This is a genomic window from Halopiger xanaduensis SH-6 (assembly GCF_000217715.1).
Lineage (GTDB): Archaea > Halobacteriota > Halobacteria > Halobacteriales > Natrialbaceae > Halopiger > Halopiger xanaduensis.
The window spans coordinates 2,432,015-2,458,269 of sequence record NC_015666.1; the positions used below are offsets into that span (position 1 = coordinate 2,432,015).

Genomic DNA, 26,255 nt, shown 5'->3' on the forward strand with positions numbered 1-26,255 from the left:
ATCACCCCTGCGCGACGGTTCGCGCGTCGTCGACGATTTCCTCGATGGGGGCGAAGTCCGTGTTCAGCGCCTGCGGGTACGACCGCTCGACGATCCCCTGCTTGTTGGCCAGCAGGATCAGGTTGATGTGCTGGAACGTGTACTCGCCGTGGTCGTGGCCGTCGTGGCCGCTTTCGTTGCCCGCGTGGCCGTCGGTCTCGTTGCCTGCGTGGCCGTCACTCTCGTTCCCCGTGTGCCCGTCCTCACTCTCGTTACCGCTACCGCCGTGTCCGCCGCCGGCGCCCGGTTCCCCGTCGTCGATCCGCTGCAGTCCGAGTCCGAACGTGTCGGCCGCGTCCCGGGCCGCCTCGTTCGTCTCGGGGCGGAGGAAGTGCCAGTTGTCGGCCTCGTGATCGACGCCCTGCTGGCCGGCGTACTCCTCGAGGACGTCCGGCGTGTCGCGCTCGGGATCGAAGGTCATCGCGAGCAGCGCGATATCGTCGGCGTACCCCTGCTCCGCGGCGTCCTCCTGAATGCGGCGGAGCCGCGTCATGAGCGCCGGACAGGCGCCGTCCGGACACGAGGTGAAGAAGTAGGTCATGACGATCGCCCGCTCGCCGGCGAACTGGTCGCGGGTGATCGTTTCGCCCGCGAGCGGATCCGGCAGCGAAAAGTCGGGGAACTCCTCGCCGTGGACCGGATACGTTGCGACGTCGGGATCGCCGCGCGACTGCTCCGGCGGGCCGAGGACCGTCTCGTCGTCGCCGCGTCCGACGACGCCCATCGCGTCGTCGAGACACCCCGCGAGTCCGGCGACTCCCGTCGCCCCGAGCGCCTGCAGATACGTCCGTCGTTCCATATCTGTTTCGTAGGATGGCGAGGTCAAAGGTTCGTTGGTACGCCTCCCGAAGCGAGCCGCGTATCGGCCGTTCAGTCTCGATCTCGCGACCGCCGTCCCGTCGCGGCCTCACCCGCGGTCGTCGCGTCGGAAAGCACACCCTTCGCTCGAGGACGCCGCCGGCTGCGGGTATTCAAACCCTAGCCACCGTTTCACCCGTTCGACGACGTAAACGACGGTATACCGATTCGAACGGTCCGAAACGGCGCACATTCGTCGGAGTACGGCTGGTATAACTAATCGGGGAGTCAGCATACTCCCGATGTATGTCGCAAGCGAACCGCTCGGCCGTGCAGGTCGGCTGTCCCGAATGTGATTCGACGATCGCCGCATCGCTGCCCGCCGGTCCCGGCATCAGCGATACCGGGTCGAACCGGCTTCAGGGACGGGAGACCTGCTGTCAGAACTGCGGCCACGAACTCGAGCTGTACTACTACTGAGCGGCCGGTTCGGCCGCTTCGAGTCTTCTTCTCTCGGCGCCTCTCTTCGTCCGGACGCGAGGCTGGAGCGGCGTTACAGAATCGCGACGCGGCGAGTCCCGCGAGTCAGCGAACGCCCGCGCCGGTTTCCCAGCCCCGCGGCGAGTCGTTGAGCCGCGCCGCGCCGTTCTCGGTGACGGCTACGAGATCCTCGATCCGGACGCCGAACCGGCCCTCGAGGTAGATCCCCGGCTCGACGGAGAAGACCATCCCCGGCTCGAGCTCGCGGTCGTTCCCGTCGACGATGTAAGGGGCCTCGTGGACCTCGAGGCCGACGCCGTGGCCGGTCCGGTGGACGAAAGCGTCGCCGTAGCCCGCGTCTTCGATGACCTCGCGGGCGGCCCGATCGACGGCTTCCGCGGGGACGCCGGGCTCGACGGCCTCGACCGCAGCCTGCTGGGCCTCGGCGACGACCTCGTGGACGCGCTCGTACTCGGTGGGCGGCTCGCCGACGACGATGGTCCGGGTCTGGTCGCCGGGGTAGCGGGCCGTTCCGCCGCCGTCGCCTTCGAGATCGGCGGCGACGAACGCGCCGAAGTCCAGCACGATCGGATCGCCGCGTTCGATCTCGCGCGCCCCGCTGTGGTGGTGGGGTCGCGCGCCGTTCGGTCCCGACGCGACGATCGTCTCGAAAGCTGGTCCGCCGCCGCCGTACTCGGCGAGCAGACGCTCGATCTCGGCGGCCAGTTCGGCCTCCGTCGTGCCGACCAGATCGTCGCCCCGCTCGCGGATCTCGAGGGAGACGCGGTCGGCGAGTTCGGCGGCCCGACGGAGCGTCTCGAGTTCGAGGTCGTCCTTCCGGATCCGGAGGTCCTCGAGGACGGCACTCGCGAGGCCGAACTCGGCGTCGGGCAGGAGCGTCCGCAGGTCCTGCGTGAACGTCGCCCACATGCGATCGTCGACGAGGACGGTCGGCCCGCGTTTCGCACTCGAGTCGTTGTCTTCACTCGCGTGTGCGCGTGCACCGTCGACGTCGACGTATCCCTCCAGCGTCCGCGCGACCGTCTCGAGCGGGTCCTCGTCGTCGACCCACAGGCGCACCTCGAGGGTCGACGGCGGGAGCGCAGCCAGTTGGAACTCGTACATCGCGGGTGCGACGAGCGTCGGGTCGGCGTCCGTCCCAGCGCGGGGCACGAACAGCAGCAGGTGCCGTTCGGACGGCGATTCTTCGAAGCCCGTGAGGTAGGTCAGGTTCGGACTCGGGAAACAGACCGCGAGGTCGGCGTCCGCCTCCTCGAGACGGCGCCGGCAGGCGGCGAGTCGCTGGTCGAACGGAGCGTTCATGGCCGGACCATCGTTCGACTGCCGGAAGTACGTTTAGGGACCGAACCGCGGCCGGAACCGACGGACGGAATCGCGTGCGCGGAGGGAGTGCTCACGGCGCGCCGCTGGCGGCCGTCGGCCGACACAGTCGTGAGGGTCGTGAACCGTCGATTACCGCGATCAGAAACGGATACGTAGTGCCTATAGCAGCCGTTATAGTCTGCGAGCCGAACGGACGGGTTCGGAGACGTATCGCGACGGGTCATTAAACCCCCATGCGTTCGCAGGCCGCGAATCAACCCGTCGGCGGACTGTGAATACGCAGCGAATGCGATTCCCTGAAGAGCGTTTGTCGTCGACGAATTCGTACCGGGGTCAGGTCGGCGCCGGCGGAGGCGGTCGGGCGACCGAGGAGACCCGATCGGACGGCCCCAACTGTCCCGGTTCGCTGATCGTCGTTTCGAACCGGCAGCCGTACCGTCACGAGTACGAGCGCGACGGCGACGGCGGTGACGACGGTGACGACGAGAGCGATCGATCCGTCACCGTCGACGAACCGGCCGGCGGACTGACGGCGGGACTCGATCCCGTCGTCCGGGAGGTCGACGGCACCTGGATCGCCTGGGGGGACGGCGACGCCGACTTCGACGTCGCGGACGAGGACCACTGCGTCGAGGTTCCGCCCGGCGAGGAAGCGTACACGCTGCGCCGGATCGACCTCTCCGAGGAGGCGGTCGAGTCGTACTACTACGGCTTCAGCAACCGCGTCCTCTGGCCGCTCTGTCACGGCTTCGGCGACCTCGTCGAGCACCGGTCGAACGACTTCGACTGGTACCGCACCGTCAACGAGCGGTTCGCCGACGCGGTCGTCGAGCACGCGGCCGAGGATTCGGTCGTCTGGCTGCAGGACTACCACTTCGCGCTCGCGCCGCGACTGATCCGCGAGGGCGTCCCCGCGTCGACGACCGTCGCCCAGTTCTGGCACATCCCGTGGCCGGCCCCCGAGACCTTCCAGCAGTGTCCCGCCGCCGGCCACGTTCTCGAGGGACTGCTCGGGAACGATCTGCTCGGCTTTCACGTCGACTGGTACGCGAACACGTTCCTTGACTGCGTCGAGCAGTACTTCCCGTCAGCCACCGTCGATCGCCGTGAGCGGACTGTTCGCTACGACGGACACACGACGCGCGTCGTCGCGACGCCGATGGGTGTCGACGCCGACAGGTACGATCGCGACGCCCGCTCGGTCGGGCGGGCGCAACTCGCCGAGATCCGCGAGGCGTTCGGGATTCCGGACGACACCGTCCTCGGACTCGGCGTCGATCGCCTCGACTACGCGAAGGGGATCCCCGAGCGGTTCGCCGCGCTCGAGCGGTTCTTCGAGCGGAACCCGGACTGGCGCGGCGAGTTCACCTTCGTCCAGAAGTCCACGCCGTCGCGGACGGACATTCCGACCTACCAGCAGTACGGCGACCACGTCCGCAGCGAAGCCGAGCGGATCAACCGCCGGTTCGGCACCGACGACTGGCAGCCGATCGTCTACACCGAGGACTACGTCGAGCACGAGGCGCTCTGTGCGCTGTACCGCTACGCGGACGTGATGGTCGTCAGCTCGCTGGCCGACGGGATGAACCTGGTCGCCCAGGAGTACGTCGCCGCGAACGTCGACGGCGACGGCACGCTGCTGCTGAGCGACCGGGCGGGCGCCCACGAGCGACTCGGCACCCACGCGCTCACGATCGATCCGACCGACGCCGACGGGACGGCCGCCCAGCTCGAGCGGGCGCTCTCGATGCCGACGCACGAACGGCGCCAGCGCATGCAGACCCTGCGGACCCGCGTGTTCGATCACGACCTCGAGGGGTGGATGGACGCACAGTTCGACTGGATTCGCCGCGTTCACGGCGAAAAATCGACGGCTACCGATTCGAACGAGGACGACGACCGCGACTCCCACGAATGGACGCAAACGGCATAATACACCGCGCCGACGCCGACGACCGACCGCGCCCCCGATCGATGACGACCGACGATACCGTACCGGACCCGCTCGAGGAACAGCTCCCGGCCGTTCGGACGGCGCTCGCGGAGGCCTCGCGGCTGCTGGCGTGTCTGGACTTCGACGGCACGCTCGCACCGATCGTCGACGAGCCAGACGCGGCGGCGCCGACGCCGGCGAACGAAGCCGCGGTCGAGACCCTCGCGGACGAACCGGCGGTCACGACCGCGGTCATCAGCGGCCGCGCGCTGGCCGACGTCCGCGAGCGCGTCGACGGCCCGTCGATCTACGCCGGCAACCACGGCCTCGAACTCGAGCGGCGGGGCTCGGTCGCCGTCCACCCGGTCGCCCGCAAGCGGGCGACGCGGATCGAGCGCGCGTGCGAGGCGCTCGAGACGGTCCTCGAGCCGATTCCCAACGCCCGTATCGAGGATAAACGGCTAACTGCGACGGTCCACGTTCGGTCCGTACCGCCGGCCGCCGAGCCCGTCGTCGAACGCCGGACGCGCGAGATCGTCGACCGATTCGGCGGCGACGAACTCGAGATTTCGGGCGGAAAACAGATCCTCGAGATCGAGCCGTCGATTCCGTGGGGCAAGGGGAACGCCCTCGAGTTGATCGACGCGGAACTGCCCGACGACACGGTGGCGCTCTACATCGGCGACGACACCACCGACGAATCCGCGTTTCGGGCCGTCGAACCCGACGGCTTCGGCGTTCTGGTCGGCGACGACGAACCGTCGGCGGCCTCCGCACGGGTCGCGTCGCCGGCGGAGGTGGCCTCGTTTCTGGAGTGGCTCGGCGAGACGGGAGTCGAACTGCTCGCGGAGTGATCGACGGGAAGCGCCACCGGGGACGCGAAAACGACAGGGGCAGGCCGGACACGATCAGGGCGAGTGGGGGACGTTCATCGCCGTCGCGTCGGGGGTCCGGGAGAACCGCCGTGATCGTGCCCACGCAAACGATCAGTACCCCGATCAATAATTCTTCCGATGGTAATAACCAATAGACCCGGGCGAGGGAGCCGAAAGTATTAGTTACCACTGGAAATATAGTAGGAACTACGAGAGTGAACTAGAGTGAAGCTACGTCAACCAACTGACTTCCTGATCCTCGAGGCCCTCGAGGACAAGGGACGAAACGTCGCGACGAACCTCGCGGAGCACACGGGGAAGAGTCGGAAGAACATCAACACCAGGCTGCCGGTGCTCGAGGACTACGGGCTCGTCGAGAAGATCGGCCCGGCCGAGCGATCCGGCCTCTACGAGATCACCTCGATGGGGAAGGCGGCGCTGGTCTACCGCGACCAGTACGACGAGGTCGACGACTTCGAGTCCCTCATCGAGGGACCGAGCGCCGGCGACGTCGAGGTCGAGGGCGACGCCAACGCGCAGGCGGAGTTCGCGCGCGGCGAGTCCGAAGACGACGACGAGTAACCTAACGGACCGACGCGGTTTCGTTTTCTGCGTTTGCCGTCGCTGTAATTGCAGTAGTCGAGAGCGACGCAGTACTGGAGGGTTCGCGGAGCAATCAGGATTGGCGCCACGTATTCGCGATCCGAGATCGGCCGGCAACGGTCGCTAGCTCCCGGCGTGCACACGACGAGAAGGCGAAACTCAGCGCGCGCTCGCGACCGGTCGGATCCGGATAGTCGATCCCGCACCGCGAGCGATCGGTCTCACGGTCGGGACCGAACGCGTACGCGCTTATCATCGGCGTTGCGACGACGGCGTCGCCGTCTCGGAACGCGACGCCGTGTTCGTGTCTGAGACCGAGCGCGTGGCCCACCTCGTGGACGAGCACCTGCATCGTCCGCGTCGCGTCCGTCAGCGGCGCGATCCGGCGCGGGTCCGGTTCCGCACTCGGTTCGCTGTCGCCGCCGTCGCCACCGAACAGGTCGTCGAACGGCTCGAGGTCGTCGATGTGTCGGGCGCCGCCGACCGACGCGACGCGCGGCAGGCCGTAGCCGGTCGGCGCGCGGGTCATCGCCCCGTCCGTAACGAGCAGGTTGACGTCGGCGGCCGGCCGGAGATCGCGCGCGCCGATCGCCCCCGCGGCGACCGCCAGCGGCCACTCGCCGCGGCGCGTGACCTGCGCGCCGTCTTCGGTCGACACCGGAACGGTCCCGCCGATCGACAGGTCGACCGTCCAGAACCCCAACTCGAGGATCCGACCGAGGTACTCGCGGATACGAGTCGGGACGTCGTCGTAGTCGGCCGCCCGGTCCGAGAACCAGACGCGCACCTCGAGCGTCTCGCCGCCGGCGCGGGTCGCGTACGCGAGCGTTCCGAGCGACGCGACCGATCCGACCGCCCCGAGAAACGCCCGTCGGTTCACGCCGCGTCGTTCGGCCGGGACGGTCTATGCCGTCCCCGTTTACATCGGTACGCTTTATCTTCAGCCCGGGCTGTCAGTCGCGCCGGCGAGCAGTTCGACGTCCCCCGAGCGCCGCCGATCGCCGCGTCAGCGGCGCGTCTCGAGCGACGGATACCGGGTGTCGACGACGCGCGCGGTTTCGCCCGCCACGCGGATTTCGACCCACGTCGGCAGCGCCGTCGGTTCGATCGCCGTGAGCATGAGCAAGCCGCCGCCGGTCGTTTCGACGAGGCGGCGATCCGGCTCTCGCTGGCGAATACAGGGGCGCCACGTACCGCGCCGGAGGTTTCGCGTCACTTCCCAGTCGGTGTAGTAGTCGCCGTTGGAACCGGCGTAGAGCCCGTCGACCGGTGCGTCGCCGATCACGGATCGTCCACCACCGATGTCGGCACCAGTCCGCAATCGTCGGCCGATCGCAGCGTCTTCCCTTCCATCCCGCTCGAGCGATATCGAGCGTCGTCCATCGACGCTCGGGTTTACATGGTCGACCTTTATGAAATCATGACTATCCGGTTTCGCTGAACGTGTGCGATACGTTCGCGTTCGCGGCGTCTCCGACCCGGAACCCGTCGGAACACAGCGTCTGCCCCGCGAACAACGAAACCCACATTACGGAGACGGCCCCACCTGCAGGTAGTGACCCGCGTCTGTCTCATCGGGAAGCCCGAGAGCACCCTCCGGTACGAACTCCTCTCGCGCGAGACGTCCCGCGAGGCACTCGCGACCTACGACCTCGAGCGGCCGTTCGAGAACTCGCTGGCCGTTCGCACGGTCAGCGTCGGCGCCGCCGTCTCCCTGCTGAACGACCTCGACTGGTATCTCACGCGGTTCGTCGACGAGGCGCTCGTCCAGGAACCGAGCGTGAGCGACGAGGAGTGGCTCTCCCGCTCGCTGGCCGAGCAACTGCGGAACGGCGACGTCGACCCCGAGACGACCGCCGAGTACTGCAAGGTGTACGGGCTCGTGGCGGACGACCCCGAATCCGAGGCCGAAGCAGCGGCCGGTCCGGAGTCGGCGTCAGGCGGCTCGGCGCGGAGTGACTCGGAAGCCGCCTCGAGCGGGGCCGACGCTGCCGGCAATCACGACGGCAACCGCAGGCGGCCGCGGCTCGTCGAACCCCTGTACGTGCGCCGGACGGACGGGGAGTTGCCGACCTACGATCTTCGAGACGTCGACGAGACGCTCGTCGTCCGACTTACCGAAGAAGAGTATTCGCCCTGAGCGGGAGTGTGGCGACTACGCGTCGTCGCTCTCGGTCTCGTTTTCGCTCGCCGACTCGGTTTCGTTCCCGCCGTCGGCGGTATCTGACTCGGTCCCGGTCGCAGTATCGTGGCCGGCGCCGATCCCGTGTTCGTTCCCATCGTCGTCGACGATCCGCACCGAAATCTCCGTCACCGGCGCCGACTCGAACGTCGCGCGAACTAGCAGCCCGACGGTCGTCTTCGCCTGCGCACAGTACTCCGTCTCGCCCGATACGTCCCGAACTGCGGCCTCGATTTCGAGGACGTCGTCGCCGTCCCCGTCGATAACGTCGATCGACTCGAGGACCATCTCGTAGCAGTGGCTCGGTGCGTCGGCCTCGAGCGGGACCAGCACGCTGTCGTCGAAGGTCGTGTCGGCGACGAACTCCGCGACCGGATCCTCCTCGAGCTCGCGGTTCGCGAGCCAATTCTCGGCACCGTCCTGCGTCACGAACAGCGAAGCGTCCGGTTCCGTGGGCGTGTCGGGGTACTGGTAGAGGTGGGTCTCGTACTCGAAGGAATTGTCGTCGGAGCCGTCAGTCCCGGAGTCGTCCTCGGACTCGTTTTCGCCGTCCGATTCGTTCCCGCCGTCCGACTCGTTGTCGGAACCGGACGACCCCGAGTCCGGATCCGCGGGGTTCGCGTCGTCGTTGCTGTCGTTTGAGTCCTGAATACAGCCCGCGGAGAGCGCGAGTGTGCCGGCCCCGCCGAGAAGTACCGCACGCCTCGAGAGGGTCGACCGCGAAGTCGGGGGTGTCATCTCGCCCGAACGTAGACGCGGGTGACTAAAGACCGTTTGCGTAACTGAAAGAGGCGTTTTTCCTATCTGTCGGTTCGATCGAGTCAGTCACGAACGCCGACTGATCGAGACGAACGAAGCGGCGGGTGCGCAGCGAATGCGCGTCAGTCGAACAGGCCGGTCGAGAGGTACCGCTCGCCGCTGTCCCAGAACACCGTCACCACGAGCGGGCAGTCCTCGGCCGGCTGCCCGCCGTCGGGTTCGGGGGTCGCCGCCGACTCGTCGAACGCGCCGGGAACCTCCGGACACTCGAGGTCGGGTTCGGCGATCTCGCGGGCGATACGCTGGGAAACGAGACTCGTCGCGCCGCTTGACTGGCCCACGAGGATGCCTTCATCGCGGGCGAGCCGGCGACACTCCTCCTCGGCGTCCTCGAGTCGGACGGTTTCGACGCGGTCGATCAGGTCCAGATCGAGGTTGTCGCTGACGAAGCCGGGCCCCATCCCCTGGAAGTCGTCGTCGCCGGACTCGCCCGTCGAGAGGACGGCGTTGCGCTCGGGTTCGACGGCGATGATGTCCACGTCGGGGAACTCCTCGCGGAGCCGGCGGCCGGTGCCCGAGATGGTGCCGCCGGTGCCGACGCCGGCGACGAAGGCGTCGATCTCGCGGTCGCCGACCTGTTCGACGATCTCCTCGCCGGTCGTCCTGTAGTGGGCTTCGGGGTTCGCGGGGTTTTCGAACTGGCCGAGTTGGACCGCGCCCTCGGCCTCGAGTTCGTCGGCGCGGGCGCGGGCGTCCTCCATGTCGCCCTCGACGAGCTCGAGTTCGGCGCCGTAGGCGGCCATGACCTGCCGACGCTCTTCGGACTTGTCGGCTGGCATGACGATGGTGAGGTCGTAGCCGCGGGCGGCCGCGACCAGCGACAGGCCGATGCCCGTGTTCCCGCTCGTCGGTTCGACGAGCCGGTCGCCGGGTTCGATGTGCCCCTCGCGTTCGGCCGCGCGGACCATCTCTCGAGCCGGCCGGTCCTTGGCCGACCCGCCGGGGTTGAAGGATTCGACCTTGGCGGCGACGGTTACGCCCTCCGGCGAGTCGACCTGGACCAGCGGCGAGCCGACGGTGTCCAGGATGCTCCCTTTCATTAGCAACCCCTAGTGCGTTCGAGCCATAAACCGGTGCTGGACAGAGGCAGGACGTGCCGGTGTATCGGTTCGCTATCCCAGTCATCGCTGGAGTCACCACTGGAACGGCGGACAGTATCCAGAAAGCCCCTGGCTCGCTCGAGTCGGAGGTCTCGCTGCGCTCTTCCCTCCGCTCGCACGGCTCGCGTCGGTCCAGTGCTTGCGTCGCCCGCCTTCCTCGAGCGAGCCAGCCCCTTTCAGTCCCGCCCGACGGCGGTTGGTCAGACTGCTATCGAAGCTTGAAATCGAGCGAGCGCACGTCCTGCCAGAAACACGGTCGTTAAACCCCCCGACGAACAATCCGTGGGTATGAGTCTCGAGACCATGAACCCGAACCCGACGTGGGACGCCGCGTCGTACGAGGACGCCGTCGACACGCTCGAGGAACACAACGACGAACTGGTGTACAAGGTCTGGGGCGGCGACTGGTGTAAGGACTGCCGCGCCCTCCTGCCCGATTTCGGCGCCGCGCTGGACGCCGCAGAGGTTCCCGCGGACCGCATCGAGGAGATCGCGGTCGACGAGGACAAGCAGGGCCCCGGCGTCGACGAGTACGGGATCGAGTACATCCCGACGATCGTCGTCGAAAACGACGACGGCGAGGAGATCACCCGCTTCGTCGAGGAGGAGGATCTCCCGCCGGCGATCTGGCTGGCTCAGCGGGTCGAGGACGAACTGGCGTAAGCGATTCCGTTCGTTTCGGTCTCCGTTCCCGTTCCGGCCGGTCGATTCCGTTACCCTGACATCCTGACTCCCCGTCAGCGGCGCGTCTCGCCCCCGGGAAGGGCCCACCACTATCCGTTTCGGCGTCGGACGTGACCTATGGCAGCCGACGCGGACGATCCGGTCTACTACGTGATCAGCGACCTCCACATCGGCGGCGACGAACAGCTGGGGGAGGTCGACTTCCTCCCGGAGTTGCTCGACTTTCTCGAGCGGCTGGCGACGACCGGCGAGAACGCGGAACTGGTCATCAACGGCGACGCGTTCGGGTTGTGGGAGTTCACCGAAGTCGCCGGGGTAGCGAAGTTCGACGTGCTGACCGACCGGTATCCCGACCTGTTCGAACAGTTGCGCGAGACGGGCGAGTCGATCCCGATCACGCTGTTGCCGGGCAACCACGACAACGAACTCGCGGCCTACGACGAGTACGTCGAGCGGTTGGCCGAGTATAACGTCGACCTCGTCCGGGCCGAGTCGATCACCAGGCCGGTCGGCGATCGGACGATCTACTTCGAACACGGCCACCAGCGCGACCCCAACAACCGGTTCGAGGACTTCGGTAACCCCTACGAGACGCCGCTCGGCTACTACTACAACACCAACGTCACGAGCAGGGCCGGGCGGCTGTCCGGGCGGGGGCGGTTCAACTGGTTGAAAGACGTACAAGCGGTGACGCCGACCGAGCGGGTCCCCCGCTGGCTCCTCTCGAAGTACTTCTACCGCGAGATGAATCCCCTGCTGCGCTACGCCGCGATCCCGGTCCTGTTGTTGTTCAACATCAGCGTCCTGCTCGCGGTGCTGGCCGGACTGGACCTCGCCGGCGTCTGGACGATGCCCGTCGAAACGGCGGACGCACTGCTCGCCCAGCTGGGCCTCGTCGGCGAGGCGGTCCACTTTCTCCTCGTCGCCAACGCGGCGATCGCCGGCGTGTTGGTGCTCGCGGGCGTGCCGCTCTACTTCGTCCTCCGGGACGTCGGGAAGACGGTCGATCGGTTCGGCGTGTTCGAGACGGACCTCACCGTCGACCCCGACGAGCCGTACGCGGCGGCCGCCCGCGAGGTGTTCGCCGAGCGCCCCGAGACGGCGGTCTTCTGTTACGGCCACACCCACCGCCCGCTGCTAAAGGGGGTCGACGACCGGGTGCTCGTCAACACCGGCACGTGGCTGAAGCGCCTCCACCGCCGCGACGTCGTCGCGGGACTTCTCCCGCCGGTGTTCTACCCGTCCTATCAGCTATGTGCCGTTCGCATCGCCGCCGAACCCGAGGGCGTCGCGGTCGAGTTCGAACGGATCGAGAAGGACGATCCGAGCGCGGACGAGATCACCCGCACCGAGCGCCTGCTCACGCTGGGGCGGGCGCCGACGCCGACCCTCCCCGACCGAGCGGTCGTCGCCAACGCAGGGCTCGAGTCGATGTCCGATGCGGATCTCGAGTCCGCGTCCGCTCCGGATGAGTGAGGGGGAGGAGACTCGAGCGAGCGGGAACCGCCCTCAGAATCAGAACGGACTCTCGTCGTCGAGCGACGGGCCGTCCGCACTCGCACCTTCGACCGCCGCGTTGTCGCCCAACCACTCGAGCGCCTCGTCGACGTCGTGGGTCGGCGGCGAGCACGTTCGATCGCGACAGACGTACAGCGTCGGCTCGCCGTCGCGGGCCTCGCGGCCGGCCCAGATCGGCGGCGCCTCCTCCAGCCCCAGTTCGTCGAGCCAGTCCTCGAGTCCCTCCTCGGTCGCCGGCCGGCGCGCGAACAGCCGGTCGGGGAAGTACCGCGAGGCGAAGCGGTCGCGCCACTCGTCGGGCAGGTCGTCGGCCGCGACGGTCACCTCGAGCGCGCCCGACTCGAGGCGGTCGGCGGCGAGACAGAGCGTCGTGTGCTCGAGCGAGTTCGCTTCGATTTTGTTCGCGTGGGTCTCGAGGACGGTTGCGGCGATTCCTTCGAAGTCTTCATCAGTGAATTCGTCGAGCGCAAGCAGGACTTCGACGGCGACGCCGGTCGCGGCGGGCGTCGACTGGTCGCCCAGTTCCTGCGGGCGAGTGACCAGCGACTCGCCGCTCTCGGGGGTGAAATAGAGCGTCCCGCGGTCGGCGTCCCAGAACTCGGCCTCGACGACGCGGGCCAACTCGAGGGCGAACCGGAGGTGGTCGACCTCGCCGGTGGCCTCGTAACAGCCCAGCGCGCCGCGCGCGAGGAAGGCGTAGTCCTCGAGGTAGCCGTCGACTTTGACGTCTCCGTCTTTATACCGCCTGTTGAGGCGCTGCTCGCTCTCGTTCCAGAGTCGATCTCGCACGAAATCGAGGGCGTCGACGGCCATGTCGGCGTACTGGTCGTCGCCCAGCACCAGCGCGGCCTCGGCGCAGGTCGCGATCATCAGGCCGTTCCAGCCCGCCAGCACCTTCTCGTCGCGGTTCGGTCGCGGCCGCCCCTCGCGGGCCGCGAACAGTTGCTCGCGTGCGGTCTCGAGGCGCTTCTGCACCTCGCTCTCCTCGAGGTCGTACTCGTCGGCCAAGTCGTCGATGGGCCGAACGCGATTGGGCTGGTTCCGGCCTTCGAAGTTACCCGACTCCGTGATGTCGTACCGGTCGCAGAAGAGGTCGGCCGTCGTCTCGTCCTCGAGCGCCTCGCGGACCTCGTCGGGCGTCCAGACGTAGAACGCGCCCTCCTCGCGCTCGCCGGTCTCAGGATCCTCGCTCTGCGCGTCGAGCGTACTGAAGAAGCCGCCCTCCTCGTGGGTGAGCTCGCGGTCGACGAACGCGAGCGTCTCCGCGACGACCTCCGCGTAGCGCTCGTCGCCGGTGAGCTGGTAGCCCGTCAGGAAGGCCCGCGGAATCTCGGCGTTGTCGTACAGCATCTTCTCGAAGTGGGGGACCGTCCAGTCCCGGTCGACGCAGTAGCGGTGGAACCCGCTGCCGACGTGGTCGTAGAGCCCGCCCGCGGCCATCGCGTCTAAGGTTTCCTCGAGCACTTCGCGGTATGCCTCGCGACCCGTACGGTCGTATGCGCGTGCGAGGGCCTGCAAGCGAGCGGGCTGGGGGAACTTCGGCCCGTCGGAGCCGAAGCCGCCGTACTCTCGGTCCGCACTCCGAAGGGCCGCGCTGGCGGCCGTTTCGAGCACCTCGCTCGAGGGCGGTTCCGCGGCCCCGCCTGCGCCCGCGCCCTCGGGGGTGTCCTCGAGGCGGTCCTTCGCGGCCTCGGTCCACTGGTCGGCGCGGTGTTCCATCTCCTCCCGGTCCTCGCTGTTCCACGAGTCGCTGATGCGCTCGCAGAGGTCGAGGAAGCCGGGCTGGCCGCGCTGTCCCTCCCGCGGGAAGTAGGTCCCGATGAAGAACGGCTTGCCCTCGGGGGTGAGCCACGCCGAGAGCGGCCAGCCGCCCCGCCCGGAGACGAGCTGGCAGACGGTCATGTAGATCGAGTCGATGTCCGGGCGCTCCTCGCGATCGACCTTGATCGGCACGAAGTTCTCGTTCAGCACCTCGGCGACGCCCTCGTCTTGGAAACTCTCCTCCTCCATGACGTGACACCAGTGACACGCCGAGTAGCCGATCGAGAGAAAGATCGGCACGTCGCGTTCGCGGGCCGCCTCGAGGGCCTGTTCGTCCCACGGCTGCCAGTTGACGGGATTGTCCGCGTGCTGGCGCAGGTAGGGACTCCCCTCGTCCTCGAGCCGGTTGCGTTCGGTGGGTTCGCTCATGGCCGAGAGTACGGACGGACGTTGTAAAAGCCCGGCGTACGTCCAGTCTCGTCCCTTCGGTGCGAGCCGCCGAATTGCACGCACCGAGAGCACGACCGTCTCGAGCGGGCGATCAGTAGCCGAGCCGCTCGAGCGTCTGCTCGAGCCGTGCGACGTACCGCCCGCCGAAGAGGTGGACATGAACCAACAGCGGATAGAGTCGGTAGACGTACCGCCGCCGGTCGAAGAAGCCGGGTTCGAGGGCTCGCTTCTTCTGATACCGGTCGAAGAACGCGTCGCCGAACGTCTCGGTCCAATCGATAAACGCGAGTTCGATCTCGGGGTGGGCGTAGTACGTCGCCGGGTCGAGAAACGCCGTCACGTCGCCGTCGCGCGAGAGGACATTCGTCGTCCAGACGTCGCCGTGGATCAGCGCAGGTGCGTCGGGTTCGCCGAGCAGCGACTCGAGATCGGCAGCAACCGCGTCGATGCGGTCGGCGAGGTCCGCCGGGAGCGATCCGCCCTCGAGTGCGAGGGCCGCGACGTGCTCGAGTCGCTGCTCGCGGTAGAAGTCGATCCACGAGTCCGTCCACGGATTCGGCTGCCGGACGGGACCCGTGAGCGTGTCGCGCTCGAAACCGAACGCGTCGTCGCTATTCTCGTGGAGCGCCGCGAGGTGGTCCGCCGCGTCTCGAGCGGATTCGGGGCCGTGGTCGGTCGTCCCCTCGACGTACTCGAGGACGAGCAGGTCGTCGTCGGCGTAGCGTACCTCGGGAACCGGCAGGTTGCTCTCCTCGGCGAGAGTCCGGAGCATGAACGCCTCGACCTCGAGGGGCGTCTCGCCGACCTTCGCGACGACCGGCGGGCCGTCCGCGCGGTCGACCCGGTACGCGGACCCGATCTGGCCGCCCCGCAGTTCGGTGACGGTCGTCGGCTGCACCTCGAGGTCGAGTGCGCGTGCGACGGCGTCGGTGACCGAGTCGCTGTCGGCCATTACGCCCGCTCTCGGACGTACTCGACGAACGCGAAACCGTCGTGCTCGTCGCGATCGGTCTCGGTCCACGCGTCGCGATCCCAGTCGGGGAAGACGGTGTCGCCGTCAGGGGCGTCGTGGACCTCGGTGACGATCAGCCGATCGAGGGCGGGCAGAAACTGCTCGTAGACCGTCGCACCGCCGGCGACGAACGCCCGATCGGCGCCGTCGTGTCGCTCTCTGGCGGCCGTTTCGGCCGCCTCGACGGCTTCCGCGAGATCGTTCGCGACGACGGCGTTTTCAGGCGTCTCGAGGTCCCGACTCGTCAGGACGACGGTCGTTCGGCCCGGCAGCGGTTCGCCCAGCGCCTCGAGGATGCCCTCGTAGGTGACCCGACCCATGATGACGGGGCAGTCCATCGTGGTTTCCTTGAAGTGTTGCAGGTCCGCGGGGATGTGCCAGGGCATGTCGCCGTCCTTCCCGATGACGCCGTTGTCGGCGACGGCGACGATGCCGACGAGTTCGCGGTCCGTCTCGGCCGCGAGCGCCGACTCGGCCGCGCCGGGCGTCGACTCGTCGTCCTCGCTCATTCGGCCACTCCGAACTTGATCCCCTCGTGGGACTCGTAGTCGGTCAGTTCGACGTCCTCGTAGGCCAGCTCGTCGATCGAGACGTCCGCAACCTCGAGCGTCGGGCGCTCGAGCGGTTCCCGCGATAGCTGCTCGAGCAGGCCGGGGACGTGATCCATCCGTTCGTCGCCCTCGGCTTCGGGCGGCGCTTCGGACTCGAGCCACTCCTTGACGTCGAGGTACTCCTCGCGGTCGTCGACGCCGGCCAGCCGGGACTGAAGCGCCTCGAGGTTGTCGGCGTACCACGCGCCGCGCTCGCCTTTGCCGCAGTAGACGTGGGCGTCGACGACCGTGTGCGCGAAGGTGCCGGGCTCGAAGCCGGTCTGCTGGGCGACGACTTTCGTCAGCAGCGCGTACGCGGCGATGTTGAACGGAATCCCGAGCGCGATGTCGCCCGAGCGCTGGGTGAGGTGGCAGTTCAGCCGGTCGCCCTGGACGTTGAAGACGAACGAGTAGTGACAGGGCGGCAGGGTCGAGACGGCCGCGTTCGCGGGGTGCCAGGCGTTGACCACGAGCCGCCGCGAGTTGGGGCTATCCGAGAGCGTGTCGATCACGTACTGGAGCTGGTCGAACGTACGGCGGCCGTCCGCTTCCTCGGTGACCCAGCGATTCGTCTCGTCGGGCCAGGACTCGCCCTCGAGTTGCGCCCCGTCTTCGGGAATCGGATAGCGCCGCCAGAAGCGCCCGTAGGCGGTGTCGAGACGGCCCTCCTCGTCGGCCCAGGCGTCCCAGATCTTGGTCTCCTCGCGGAGGTTCCGGATGTGCTCCTCGCCGGAGAGGTACCAGCAGACCTCGTGGAGCATCGAGTTCCACCGGTAACCGTCCATCTGCTTGGTGGTTAGCAGCGGGTAGCCTTCCTGGAGGTCGACCTCGTAGTGCTCGCTGAACGACGAAATCGTGTCGACGCCGGTCCGGTTGGGCTTGTAGGTCCCTTCCGAGAGCGCCGCGTCGACGAGATCGAGGTACTGTTGCATTATCGCTCCATTCGGATTCCCCGACTAAAACCCTCCACTCTTGAATTGGCTATCTTGATCCTTGCTGATACGTTTCACTTTCACCGCGCTGTCCAAACCCTCTTTGTCCCCCCGCGCCTCCCGGCGACTAATGACCGCTCGAGCCGGCGCTCGTCTGCTCGCCCTCCCGCCGTCGGCGATCGTCGACCGGCCCGCCGCGACCCTCGAGGACGTCGATCGAACGCTCGAGCCCGACGCCGTCTGGGTGCTCGGGCCGTCCCGCGAGCCGCAGACGTTCGCCGCCGCGCGGCGGGCCTTCGACGCGTCGGCGTTCCATCCGCCGCTCGAGACCGGCGACGCGACGATCCACCGGCAAGCGATCGACGGCCACGAGGTCGCGGTCGCGCAGAGCGCGCGGGCGATCCGGGCGTCGCCGGACGCAGTCGCGAGCGCGCTCGCCGACGGTGTCGCCGCGCTCGTCTGCGACGGCATCGCGACGGCCACGCGACCGACGGCCCTCGAGACGACCCTCGAAGGCGCCGACGCCCTCGCCGCGGCGCTGCCGACCGGCCAGGTTACGACCGTTCTGACCGGCGGCGAGCCGGCCGGCTACGACGAGCTCTGGCACCTCGAGGCCGACACCGGCGCGATTCGGGGCGTCGATCACGACCCCGCAATCGCCTGCGAGCCGGCCGGCGACGACTGCGTCTCGGTCCGCGTGCAGGGGACCGGTCCCGCCGAGGGATACGGGAGCGACCACTCGATCGCGCTCCTCGAGCTCGCCGCCGACGGCGCCGCGGGCGTCGACACCTACGACGTGACCGACTTCGGCCTCGAGTCGGTGTCCGGAATCGGACCGAAGACGGCCGAACGGCTCGCCGATCGCAGCGTGACGACGCGGGCCGAGTTGCTCGAGACGTCAGTCGAGCGGCTCGCCGAACTGCCGAACGTCGGCCGGGACCGCGCGCGGAAGATGCACCACCACGCGACGGTCCTCGAGACCGGCGAGCCGCGACGGGTCACCGACGAGTCGCTGCCGGGGGAGAACTGGTCGACGCCGCCGCTGTGCGTTGATATCGAGACCGACGGGCTCTCGCCGACGATCATCTGGCAGATCGGCGTCTACGACCCCGCGACCGACGAGTACCGCGCGTTCGTCGAACGCGACGATCCCAGCGATCCGGCCTCGGTGCTCGAGGCCTTCTGTGACTGGCTGCTGGGCGTCCACCCCGACAGGGCCCTGCTGACCTGGAACGGCTGGCGGTTCGACTACCGACACCTGGACGCGTTCGTCGCGAAACACGTTCCCTACTACCTCGAGGAGTGGGACTCAATCCCCAAGCTCGATCTCTACCTGTGGGCCGTCCGCGACGAGAACGCGATCTTGCCCGGACGGACGAACAAGCTCGAGGCCGTCGCCACCGCACTCGGGTACGAGGACGCGGGGACGGGCCTCGACGGCGCGCAGACGGCCGCGGCCTACCAGCGGTTCATGCGGACCGGCGAACCGCTCGAGTGGGACCGCCACGAGGCCTACTGCGAGGACGACTGTCGGGCGCTGTGGCACGTCTACGAGCGGCTCCGGGACGCGCCGCGGGCGTCGACGGTGGCCGACTCGGCCGCCGGCGCGGACTCGAACTCGAACTCGAGTCGCGCACCCTCGAGCGCGTCGCGGTCGGGAGAGACGTCGTCGCGAGACGATGCCGGCGACGCGAGCGTAGCCGACAGCGAACAGACCGGACTGGGTGACTTCTAGATGAGCGAGCGCGAGACTGCAACCGACCACAGCGGAATTCCGATCACCGGCGACGAACTGACCGACACCTTCCCCGGCTACCGCGCGGACAACGACGTCTCCGTCCTCGAGTTGCCGGGCCGAGACGCTTCGACGGTGCCGAACGAGGACGTGCTCCGACCGGAACTCGCGGGGCCCCTCGAGAACGACCTCTACTCCCACCAGGCCGACGCTCTCGAGGCGCTGGCGCGCGAGGAGAACGTCTGCGTCGCGACGAGCACCTCCTCGGGGAAGACCCGGATCTACGCGCTCCAGATCGCGAGGAACTATCTCGAGGCGCAGGCTCGTGGCGAAGATTCCACGGCGTACGTACTCTATCCGACGAAGGCGCTCTCGCGGGACCAGGAGCGCGAGTTGAACGACCTGTTCGACGACCTGGGCCTCGAGATTTCGGTTCGGGTCTACGACGGCGACACGGAACGCGGGCAAACGCGCCGGCAGATCCGCGAGGAGGCCGACGTCATCATCTCGAACTTCGCGGGCGTGAACACGTACCTGCACGACCACGACCGCTGGGCGCGCTTCCTGTCGGCCTGCGACCTCGTCGTGATCGACGAGTCCCACACCTACACCGGCGTTCACGGGATGCACGTCGCCTGGATCGTTCGTCGGTTGAAGCGGGTTCTCGAGTACTACGCTTCCGATCCGCAGTTCGTGCTCACGAGCGCGACGATCGGCAACCCGGGCGAGCACTCCGAGGCGCTGATCGACGAACCCGTGACGGTCGTCGACGAGGACGGTTCCCCAACCGGACCGCGGGATCTAGTGTTGTGGAATCCGCCGCCGCGGGCGCGTGAGGACGGGGACGACGAGCGCGACGAGTGGAACGAAGCGGGCGAGGAAACGGAAGTGACGGAAGACGGCCCCGCCGACGCCATCGTCGAACGCGTCCCCGCCACCGTCGAGGCCCCGCGGCTCCTCTCGCATCTCACCTACCACGACGCCCAGACGCTGCTGTTCTCGCCCTCGAGAAAACTCGCCGAACTCTCCGTCAAGCGGGCCTCGAAGCACCGCCACGACAACCGCCGCTACTACACGAATCCGGATCGCGGGAGCGCCATCGAACCCTACCACGCCGGCCACTCGCGGAAGAAGCGCCACGGCACCGAACACCAGCTCAAGACGGGGGTGCTGGACGGCGTCGCCTCGACGAACGCCCTCGAGCTGGGGATCAACATCGGGGAGATGGACGCCACGGTCCAGCTCGGGTATCCGGGTCAGCGCCAGTCGTTCTGGCAGCAGATCGGCCGCGCCGGCCGGGGGACGAAGCGTGCCCTCTCCGTGCTCGTCGCCGAGCACCGGACGCTGGACCAGTACGTCGTGAACAATCCCGACTACCTGCTCGAGAACGACGTCGAGGACGCGGTCGTCGACGTGGACAACGACGCGGTCTTCGCCCAGCACCTGCGCTGTGCGGCCGACGAACTCGCGATCGACGAGTCGGATATCGGTCGGCTCGCCGACCGCGAGCGCCTCGAGCGGGCGATCGAGATGTGGCGCCGCGCGGGGCAGTTGCAGGGATCGCTCGAGACCGGCGTCTCCTACGTCGGCCCGCCGCGACCGCAGCAGTCGATTTCGCTGTACGCGACGACCGGCGAGGAGTACGAGGTCGAACTGGCCGACGGCGTCGACGAGGAGTACGACCCGCAGATGGAACCGCTCGCGGAGGAGCGCGTGCTGCGGGACTTCCACGAGGGCGCGGTCCGACTGCACCAGGGCCAGCAGTACGAGGTCGTCGACGTCGAGCACGACGCGCCCCGACCCTCGGTGACGGTCCGGCCCACGGACGTCGACTACTACACGCGGACGCGGACCGACGTGACGGTCCTCGACGCGGTCTCGGAGGAGTCCCGCGAGATCGGCGACTTCACGCTGCACTTCGGCCGCGGCCGCGTCCTGGTCTACCACGGCACCTACGACAAGGTCGCCGTCCACGGCGGCAAGAAAAAAGAGCAGGCGATCCCGACCGACAACCCGCCGCTGTCGATGGAGACGCAACTCTGCTGGCTCGAGGTGCCCCAGTACGTCGAGGACGCCCTCGTTGAGAAGTACCGCGAGTTCGAGGTGCCGGAGATGGACGGCGACCTCGCCCAGACCGCCCACCTCGGCTACGCGGGCGGGCTCCACGCCGCCGAGCACGCGACCATCGGCGTCGCCCCGCTCGAGTTGATGGTGGACAAGCGCGACCTGGGCGGGCTGGCGACGCTGACGATCGACTCGCACCTCGATCAGTCGCCGACCGAGACGGACGGGTTCGGGACGGCGGCGCCGGACGGCGACGCGCCGGAGAACATCGCCGCCGCCGAGGCCACCGTCAGGGAGATTGCACAGGGACTCGAGCGCGACCCGGCCAGCGGCTGGTTCATCTACGACGGGATCGACGGGGGTCTCGGCTTCGCGCGGGCGATCTACGAGAATTTCGAGGCGGTCGCCCGGCGGGCCCGCGAGCACATCGCCGACTGCGACTGCGGGCGCGTCGACGGCTGCCCGGCCTGCGTGATGGACGAGCAGTGCGGGAACGACAACCAGCCGCTGCACCGCGACGCCGCCGTGGACGTGCTCGATCAACTGCTCGGGGACGCCGGGGAGGAAGCGCTCGAGGCGCACCTCCCCGACGGGGAGTACGGCGGGGAGCGGCGGCCGCCGTTGTTCTACGCGTAACGCGTTCGTTCGGCCACGTTACAGCCAGAAGAAGCCGGAGGAGTCCTGCAGCCTCCAGATCTCGTACAGCCCGTGGCAGAACAGTGCCAGAAATCCGAACAGCAGCGCGACTGCGAGACCGACGCCGAGGAGTCGAGGCACCGGAACGAGCGTTCCCTCGTAGAGGGCGAGCACGAGATGGAACCCGCCCCAGCAGCAAAACGCCGGCACGATGTACCGCCGGCTTCGGTTCGTGTCGGTGATCTTCGTGAGGAGCAGTAGCAGACCCAATCCGAATAGCGGAATCGCGAGACTGACGACGTTCGAAACCCCGCCGAACCACTCGAGCATCGCCACAGAGTTATAGCCAAATTTTCATAACGCTTCCGCAGCCTCGAGCGTTGCTCGACGGGTCACCGTCGGAAGTAATCGCTCGTTCGACGACCGAAACTGAGTGACCGTGCCGCGTCTCGAAATCCAAAGGAATCGATTCGCTCACCTGTGTCAATATCGTCTGTTCGATTCGACGGAGGCCGAACTGTTCGGGGCTATCGCCGAGCGGGAGGGCGCGGACAGACTCGTCATCGGCGGGGCGGTGCTTACGCACGATCCCCACCGTGTCGTCGAGTGCGACGGATTCGTCCACCCGCGGGAAACGCTGCCCCTAGTCCGAGACGTCCTCGAGAGCGTCGACGGTCTCGCGGCAAACGCGTTCGAACAGCGACCAATCCGTTTCGAGCGTCGCCGGAAGCGGATCAGTCACGCAGAGTCAACCGACGGTCGATCACCGACACTGCTCGCGCTCGAGCCGGCCGGAGGGGTTCTGAGTCGATCATCGGCGTTCGCTTTCGCGCTTTCGGCGTCGAAAACTGCCGCTCCTCGGCTCGCGAGCTCGCTCGCATCAGCATCACCCTCAAGCCGATAGGTGAAGTCGCCGGCGCCGGTCCCGACGGAACCGAGACCGACGGCGCAGTCGGTCCGGTCCGCCGTCCGCTATCGCCCGCCGCCTGCAGTACTCGTGCTCCGGCTTTTAGTGCGATACTCACTAGCTGTTACGCGTGGCGCTCGTGGAAGTCGTCCGCGACGATCGGATGAACGCCGCAGTCGGGTGGCTACTGCTGGGTATCGTGGCGCTCGATGGGTTCTACAACCTACTCCGGAACGTCCCCCTGTGGGGCGGGTTCGAACTGCTACTCGTGATCGTGGCGTCGATCCCGGCGCTGGCGGCCCGCGACTGGACGGTGACGATTCCCTGGCTGCTCTCGGCGGTCGCCGCGCTTTCGGTGGTCGCCCGAACGGCCGGCGCGCCGTTCGAAGTGACCGCGTACCTCGCGATCGCGACCCTCGCGCTCATCGTCGTCGTCGAACTCGAGGCGTTCGCGCCGGTCGAGTTGAGCCGTCGGTTCGCGGTCTTCTTCGCGGTGCTGACGACGATGGCGATCCAGGCCCTCTGGACCGTCGCGCAGTTCTACTCGGACAGGTGGCTCGGGACCGACTTTCTGCACTCCCAGACGGAACTCCAGTGGGATTTCGTCGTCGTTACGGCCGTGGGGGTCGTCCTCGCCGGGGCGTACCAGGTGTACGTCACGCGGTCGGAGCGCGCCGACGACGGTACTCGATCGACGAGCGACGGGGGCGAGGGATCGGTATGACGGTCGGCCTGTCGGAGTCCCAGGAGCGATACGTCGTTCGAGCGCTGCAACTCGCGTTGCTCGGACTCGTCGGGTACGGAACGGCGACGGCGCAGTTTGCGATCGCGGCGACCGGCGGACTGGCGCTCGGGATAACGCTCCTGCCGGCGTGGTTGCGCCGAGAGTACGGGTACTCCATGGACGCCGGACTCGTCCTCTGGATCACTGCCGCCGTAATCCTTCACACCGCCGGCTCGCTCGGCCTGTACGAGTGGTACCAGTGGTACGACGAAATCGCGCACACGGTTTCCGCGTCGGTCGTCGCGGGAGCGGGCTACGCCGCCTTTCGAGCGTTCGAACTCCACTCCGACGAGATCGACGTGCAGCCGGCGTTCCGATCGGTGTTCATCGTCGTGTTCGTCCTCGCGACCGGCGTCGTCTGGGAAGTGATGGAATTCGCCTTCGGCGGTCTGGTCACCGTCTACGGGATCGACGACATCGTCACCGACTTCGTGTTCAACGCGGTCGGCGCGATCATCGTCGCGATCTGGGGGACCGGCTCCGTCGGCGAACTCGTCGGGTTCTTCAGGCGGCGACTCCGGTCCGAATCGGAGAACTAGCACTCGGCGATCGAACGCGGCCCCGGTCGAGAGCCGGCGAACAACTGCAAAAGCCGGCACGAGTACTATCCGACGGCGGACGGAACGACCGACCGCCCACGCGGGCGCACGATTACCATGACTGATCAGTCCGACGAGGAATCACGGCGGCGGTTCGTAAAGGCGGGGACGGCTACCGCCGCGGCACTGGGACTCGGAGCGACGGGGAACGCGGCGGCACGGGTGACGCAGAACGAAACCGAGAACGGGAACGAGAGCGAGACCGACGGCGAGCTCGGCGACGCCGAGCAGTTTCGGGACGCGATCGCGACCCGCGGCACGTACTACTCGGGCGCGGTCTTTCGGGTCGTCTCCCCGCCCCTGCAGGACGCTCCCGGCAGGGAGACGCCGGACGTCGTGCGGGATCACGAGGTCCGCGTATTTGAACTCTTCAACACGAACGAGGAGGGATTTCTCTTCGTTCCGCCGGAGAACCGGATCGAGGAGGGGGAACAGTACGTATTCGACGACCAGCTGTACTCGGCGACCGTAAACGAACCGGTGACCGACGATCTCGTCCGCGTTCGATACCGGCCGCTAACGGGTGCGGATCTCCCGTTCGATCTCGACGAGGTCGGCGGCTTCGAGACCGCTGACGGCGGCGGCGAAGCCGTCGTCCGACCCGACGATTTCTTCGGCGGCGCACTGTTCGAGATCACCTCGGGGCCGCAGGGATGGATCCCCGACGACGTCGAACAAAGCGGCCTGTTCACCGATTACAACACCGTCCACGCCGAGTATCTCGGGACGAACGAGAACTTTCTCCTCTTCGCGCACGAGGAGGCCGCGACCGAAACGGGACAGCTGTACGTGATGCGAGACGAAGGTGAACTTCTCGATCCGCCCGGGAATCTCGTCGCCGCCGAGTTCAACGCCGTCGACGAGGACAGCGTTTCGATCGACGACGAACTCCTGCGGTAACGCGACGATCCCACATCGTCGTCCACTCGAGGCCGTTCCCGTTCCGGTTCAGCGACGCGCTTCCCGTTCCGCGGCGACGCGTCGGAGCCGCTCGAGCGGCGTCCCCACCGCCGATCTATTGCACAGACGTGAATACTTCCCCTCGAGAGAAGAGCAACGCTTACAGGTTCGTGCGTTCCGCTAGCGACCATGCGAGAGAACGTGCTCCTGATCGGCGGCGGCGGGCGCGAACACGCCATCGCCCGCGCCCTCGAGGATAGCGAGGCCGACCTCTACGCCTGCGCCGGCAACCGCAACCCGGGGATCGCCGATATCGCGACCGACTTCGCAACGCTCGAGACGACCAACCCCAAGGCAGTCGTCGAGTACGCCGAGGACGTCGACGCGACGATCGCCGTTATCGGCCCCGAGTCGCCGCTCGAGGCCGGCGTCGCGGACGAACTCGAGGCCGCCGGCGTCTACGCCTTCGGCCCGAAGGAGGACGACGCCCGCATCGAGACGGACAAGGCGTTCCAGCGCCGCTTCATGCAGGAAAACGACATTCCGGGCTGTCCGGACTTCGAGACCTTCGACGACATGGAGGCCGCCTGCGACTTCATCGACGAGTACGACGGCGACCTCGCGATCAAACCCGCCGGCCTCACGGGCGGCAAAGGTGTGAAGGTCATCGGCGATCAGGTCACCGCCGAGGAGGGCAAAGAGTACATCCGCGAGTCGGACTACGACCGGATCGTCCTCGAGGAACGGCTGATCGGCGAGGAGTTCACCGTCCAGGCCTTCGTCGCCAACGGCGAGTTCCGCACCGCACCCGCGGTGCAGGACCACAAGCGTGCCTACGAGGGCGACGAGGGGCCGAACACCGGCGGTATGGGCAGCTACTCCGATGCGACGACCCACCTCCCGTTCATGACCGAAGCCGACTACGAGGAGGCCGTTTCGATCATCGAGGCCACCGTCGACGCCCTCGAGGATTATCGGGGCATCCTCTACGGTCAGTTCATGCTGACCGCTGAAGGACCGAAGGTCGTCGAGTTCAACGCCCGCTTCGGCGACCCCGAGGCGATGAACACGCTGCCCGTCCTCGAGACCGACTTCCTCGACGTGCTCACCGCCGCTCGAGACGGCGAGTCGCTGCCCGAACTCGAGTTCAGCGAGCAGGCGACGGTCTGCAAGTACGCGGTCCCAGAGGGCTACCCGACGGATCCTGAAGCAGGGGCGAAGGTCAAAGTGGACGAAGAAAGCGCCGGCGACGCCCTGCTGTACTACGCCAGCGTGGACGAGCGCGACGGCGGCATCTACACAACGACCTCGCGCTCCTTTGCCGTCGTCGGCCTCGCCGATTCGATCACCGAGGGCGAGGAAATCGCCGAGGACGCCCTCGCGGTCGCCGGCGACGAGGGGCTGCACATGCGCCACGACATCGGCAAACCCGACCTCGTCCAGCGGCGGATCGACCACGTGAACGACCTCCGCGGCGAGTAGTCGCGGTTCGTTTCCGAGGCGCTCGAGT

Annotated in this window: 24 protein-coding genes; 13 read left to right on the forward strand and 11 right to left on the reverse strand. The window is 67.7% G+C overall.

Translation table 11 applies throughout. The features are described 5' to 3' along the window. Window position 1 precedes the first annotated feature (1 nt). On the reverse strand, window positions 2–838 hold the full coding sequence (locus tag HALXA_RS11790) for an SCO family protein (RefSeq protein ID WP_013880595.1): 837 nt from the start codon (window positions 836–838) through the stop codon (window positions 2–4). A 305-nt stretch (window positions 839–1,143) separates the two neighbouring features. Between HALXA_RS11790 and HALXA_RS22135 the strand changes: the two genes are divergently transcribed. Then, window positions 1,144–1,317, forward strand: a complete 174-nt coding sequence (locus tag HALXA_RS22135) for a hypothetical protein (RefSeq protein WP_013880596.1) — start codon at window positions 1,144–1,146, stop codon at window positions 1,315–1,317. Between the two features lie 105 nt (window positions 1,318–1,422). Here HALXA_RS22135 and HALXA_RS11795 read toward each other — a convergent pair whose 3' ends face one another. After that, complete coding sequence (locus HALXA_RS11795; protein ID WP_013880597.1) at window positions 1,423–2,640, reverse strand: aminopeptidase P family protein; 1,218 nt, start codon at window positions 2,638–2,640, stop codon at window positions 1,423–1,425. Between the two features lie 307 nt (window positions 2,641–2,947). On the opposite strand from HALXA_RS11795, the gene HALXA_RS11800 reads away from it, so the two are divergent. The 3 genes from HALXA_RS11800 to HALXA_RS11810 all read left to right on the forward strand — a co-directional run bounded on the left by HALXA_RS11800 (window position 2,948) and on the right by HALXA_RS11810 (window position 6,051). Next, window positions 2,948–4,594 carry an alpha,alpha-trehalose-phosphate synthase (UDP-forming) gene (locus HALXA_RS11800; protein WP_013880598.1) on the forward strand — a complete coding sequence of 549 codons (1,647 nt, stop codon included), beginning with the start codon at window positions 2,948–2,950 and terminating at the stop codon, window positions 4,592–4,594. Between the two features lie 41 nt (window positions 4,595–4,635). Further along, window positions 4,636–5,448: a trehalose-phosphatase gene (otsB, locus tag HALXA_RS11805; RefSeq protein WP_049895459.1), complete on the forward strand. Its 813-nt coding sequence runs from the start codon at window positions 4,636–4,638 to the stop codon at window positions 5,446–5,448. A gap of 246 nt (window positions 5,449–5,694) precedes the next feature. Then, complete coding sequence (locus tag HALXA_RS11810; protein WP_013880600.1) at window positions 5,695–6,051, forward strand: winged helix-turn-helix domain-containing protein; 357 nt, start codon at window positions 5,695–5,697, stop codon at window positions 6,049–6,051. A gap of 94 nt (window positions 6,052–6,145) precedes the next feature. On the opposite strand, the gene HALXA_RS11815 is transcribed toward HALXA_RS11810, so the two are convergent. Next, on the reverse strand, window positions 6,146–6,952 hold the full coding sequence (locus HALXA_RS11815) for a peptidase M10 (RefSeq protein WP_013880601.1): 807 nt from the start codon (window positions 6,950–6,952) through the stop codon (window positions 6,146–6,148). A 126-nt stretch (window positions 6,953–7,078) separates the two neighbouring features. Further along, the gene (locus tag HALXA_RS11820; RefSeq protein ID WP_013880602.1) at window positions 7,079–7,357 is read right to left on the reverse strand and encodes a hypothetical protein; all 279 of its coding nucleotides are present in this window, start codon (window positions 7,355–7,357) and stop codon (window positions 7,079–7,081) included. 270 nt (window positions 7,358–7,627) lie between these two features. On the opposite strand from HALXA_RS11820, the gene HALXA_RS11825 reads away from it, so the two are divergent. Next, window positions 7,628–8,212 carry a DUF5804 family protein gene (locus HALXA_RS11825; RefSeq protein ID WP_013880604.1) on the forward strand — a complete coding sequence of 195 codons (585 nt, stop codon included), beginning with the start codon at window positions 7,628–7,630 and terminating at the stop codon, window positions 8,210–8,212. 15 nt (window positions 8,213–8,227) lie between these two features. On the opposite strand, the gene HALXA_RS11830 is transcribed toward HALXA_RS11825, so the two are convergent. Together HALXA_RS11830 and HALXA_RS11835 are read right to left on the reverse strand one after the other, a co-directional pair. Beyond that, window positions 8,228–8,992 (reverse strand): hypothetical protein, encoded by a 765-nt coding sequence (locus tag HALXA_RS11830; RefSeq protein WP_013880605.1) that lies wholly within the window; start codon window positions 8,990–8,992, stop codon window positions 8,228–8,230. A gap of 143 nt (window positions 8,993–9,135) precedes the next feature. Further along, window positions 9,136–10,113 (reverse strand): PLP-dependent cysteine synthase family protein, encoded by a 978-nt coding sequence (locus tag HALXA_RS11835; RefSeq protein ID WP_013880606.1) that lies wholly within the window; start codon window positions 10,111–10,113, stop codon window positions 9,136–9,138. A 348-nt stretch (window positions 10,114–10,461) separates the two neighbouring features. Between HALXA_RS11835 and HALXA_RS11840 the strand changes: the two genes are divergently transcribed. Both HALXA_RS11840 and HALXA_RS11845 read left to right on the forward strand, forming a co-directional pair. Beyond that, window positions 10,462–10,836: a TlpA family protein disulfide reductase gene (locus tag HALXA_RS11840; RefSeq protein WP_013880607.1), complete on the forward strand. Its 375-nt coding sequence runs from the start codon at window positions 10,462–10,464 to the stop codon at window positions 10,834–10,836. A gap of 138 nt (window positions 10,837–10,974) precedes the next feature. Further along, window positions 10,975–12,333, forward strand: coding sequence for a metallophosphoesterase (locus HALXA_RS11845; RefSeq protein WP_013880608.1), 1,359 nt, complete (start codon window positions 10,975–10,977; stop codon window positions 12,331–12,333). A gap of 39 nt (window positions 12,334–12,372) precedes the next feature. Here HALXA_RS11845 and HALXA_RS11850 read toward each other — a convergent pair whose 3' ends face one another. From HALXA_RS11850 to thyA, 4 genes are all read right to left on the reverse strand, one after another. Further along, window positions 12,373–14,565, reverse strand: coding sequence for a thioredoxin domain-containing protein (locus HALXA_RS11850; protein ID WP_013880609.1), 2,193 nt, complete (start codon window positions 14,563–14,565; stop codon window positions 12,373–12,375). Between the two features lie 112 nt (window positions 14,566–14,677). Continuing rightward, window positions 14,678–15,538, reverse strand: coding sequence for a fructosamine kinase family protein (locus tag HALXA_RS11855; protein ID WP_013880610.1), 861 nt, complete (start codon window positions 15,536–15,538; stop codon window positions 14,678–14,680). Further along, window positions 15,538–16,107 (reverse strand): dihydrofolate reductase, encoded by a 570-nt coding sequence (locus tag HALXA_RS11860; protein WP_013880611.1) that lies wholly within the window; start codon window positions 16,105–16,107, stop codon window positions 15,538–15,540. The genes HALXA_RS11855 and HALXA_RS11860 overlap by 1 nt, the downstream gene beginning before the upstream one ends. Continuing rightward, a complete protein-coding gene (gene thyA, locus HALXA_RS11865; protein WP_013880612.1) occupies window positions 16,104–17,120 on the reverse strand; it encodes a thymidylate synthase in 1,017 nt (338 codons plus the stop codon). The genes HALXA_RS11860 and thyA overlap by 4 nt, the downstream gene beginning before the upstream one ends. Before the next feature lie 130 nt (window positions 17,121–17,250). Here thyA and HALXA_RS11870 point away from each other — a divergent pair, with 130 nt between their 5' ends. Then, window positions 17,251–18,855, forward strand: coding sequence for a ribonuclease H-like domain-containing protein (locus HALXA_RS11870; RefSeq protein ID WP_013880613.1), 1,605 nt, complete (start codon window positions 17,251–17,253; stop codon window positions 18,853–18,855). Further along, window positions 18,856–21,555, forward strand: a complete 2,700-nt coding sequence (locus HALXA_RS11875; protein WP_013880614.1) for a DEAD/DEAH box helicase — start codon at window positions 18,856–18,858, stop codon at window positions 21,553–21,555. A gap of 18 nt (window positions 21,556–21,573) precedes the next feature. Here HALXA_RS11875 and HALXA_RS11880 read toward each other — a convergent pair whose 3' ends face one another. Beyond that, entirely contained in the window at window positions 21,574–21,885 is a 312-nt protein-coding gene (locus tag HALXA_RS11880) for a hypothetical protein (RefSeq protein WP_013880615.1), read from the reverse strand. Between the two features lie 707 nt (window positions 21,886–22,592). Between HALXA_RS11880 and HALXA_RS11890 the strand changes: the two genes are divergently transcribed. The 4 genes from HALXA_RS11890 to purD all read left to right on the forward strand — a co-directional run bounded on the left by HALXA_RS11890 (window position 22,593) and on the right by purD (window position 26,227). Further along, on the forward strand, window positions 22,593–23,186 hold the full coding sequence (locus HALXA_RS11890) for a hypothetical protein (protein ID WP_013880616.1): 594 nt from the start codon (window positions 22,593–22,595) through the stop codon (window positions 23,184–23,186). Then, window positions 23,183–23,785, forward strand: a complete 603-nt coding sequence (locus tag HALXA_RS11895; protein ID WP_013880617.1) for a hypothetical protein — start codon at window positions 23,183–23,185, stop codon at window positions 23,783–23,785. The genes HALXA_RS11890 and HALXA_RS11895 overlap by 4 nt, the downstream gene beginning before the upstream one ends. A gap of 117 nt (window positions 23,786–23,902) precedes the next feature. Then, window positions 23,903–24,745 carry a hypothetical protein gene (locus tag HALXA_RS11900; RefSeq protein WP_013880618.1) on the forward strand — a complete coding sequence of 281 codons (843 nt, stop codon included), beginning with the start codon at window positions 23,903–23,905 and terminating at the stop codon, window positions 24,743–24,745. Between the two features lie 189 nt (window positions 24,746–24,934). Continuing rightward, entirely contained in the window at window positions 24,935–26,227 is a 1,293-nt protein-coding gene (gene purD / locus HALXA_RS11905; protein ID WP_013880619.1) for a phosphoribosylamine--glycine ligase, read from the forward strand. Window positions 26,228–26,255: the final 28 nt, after the last annotated feature.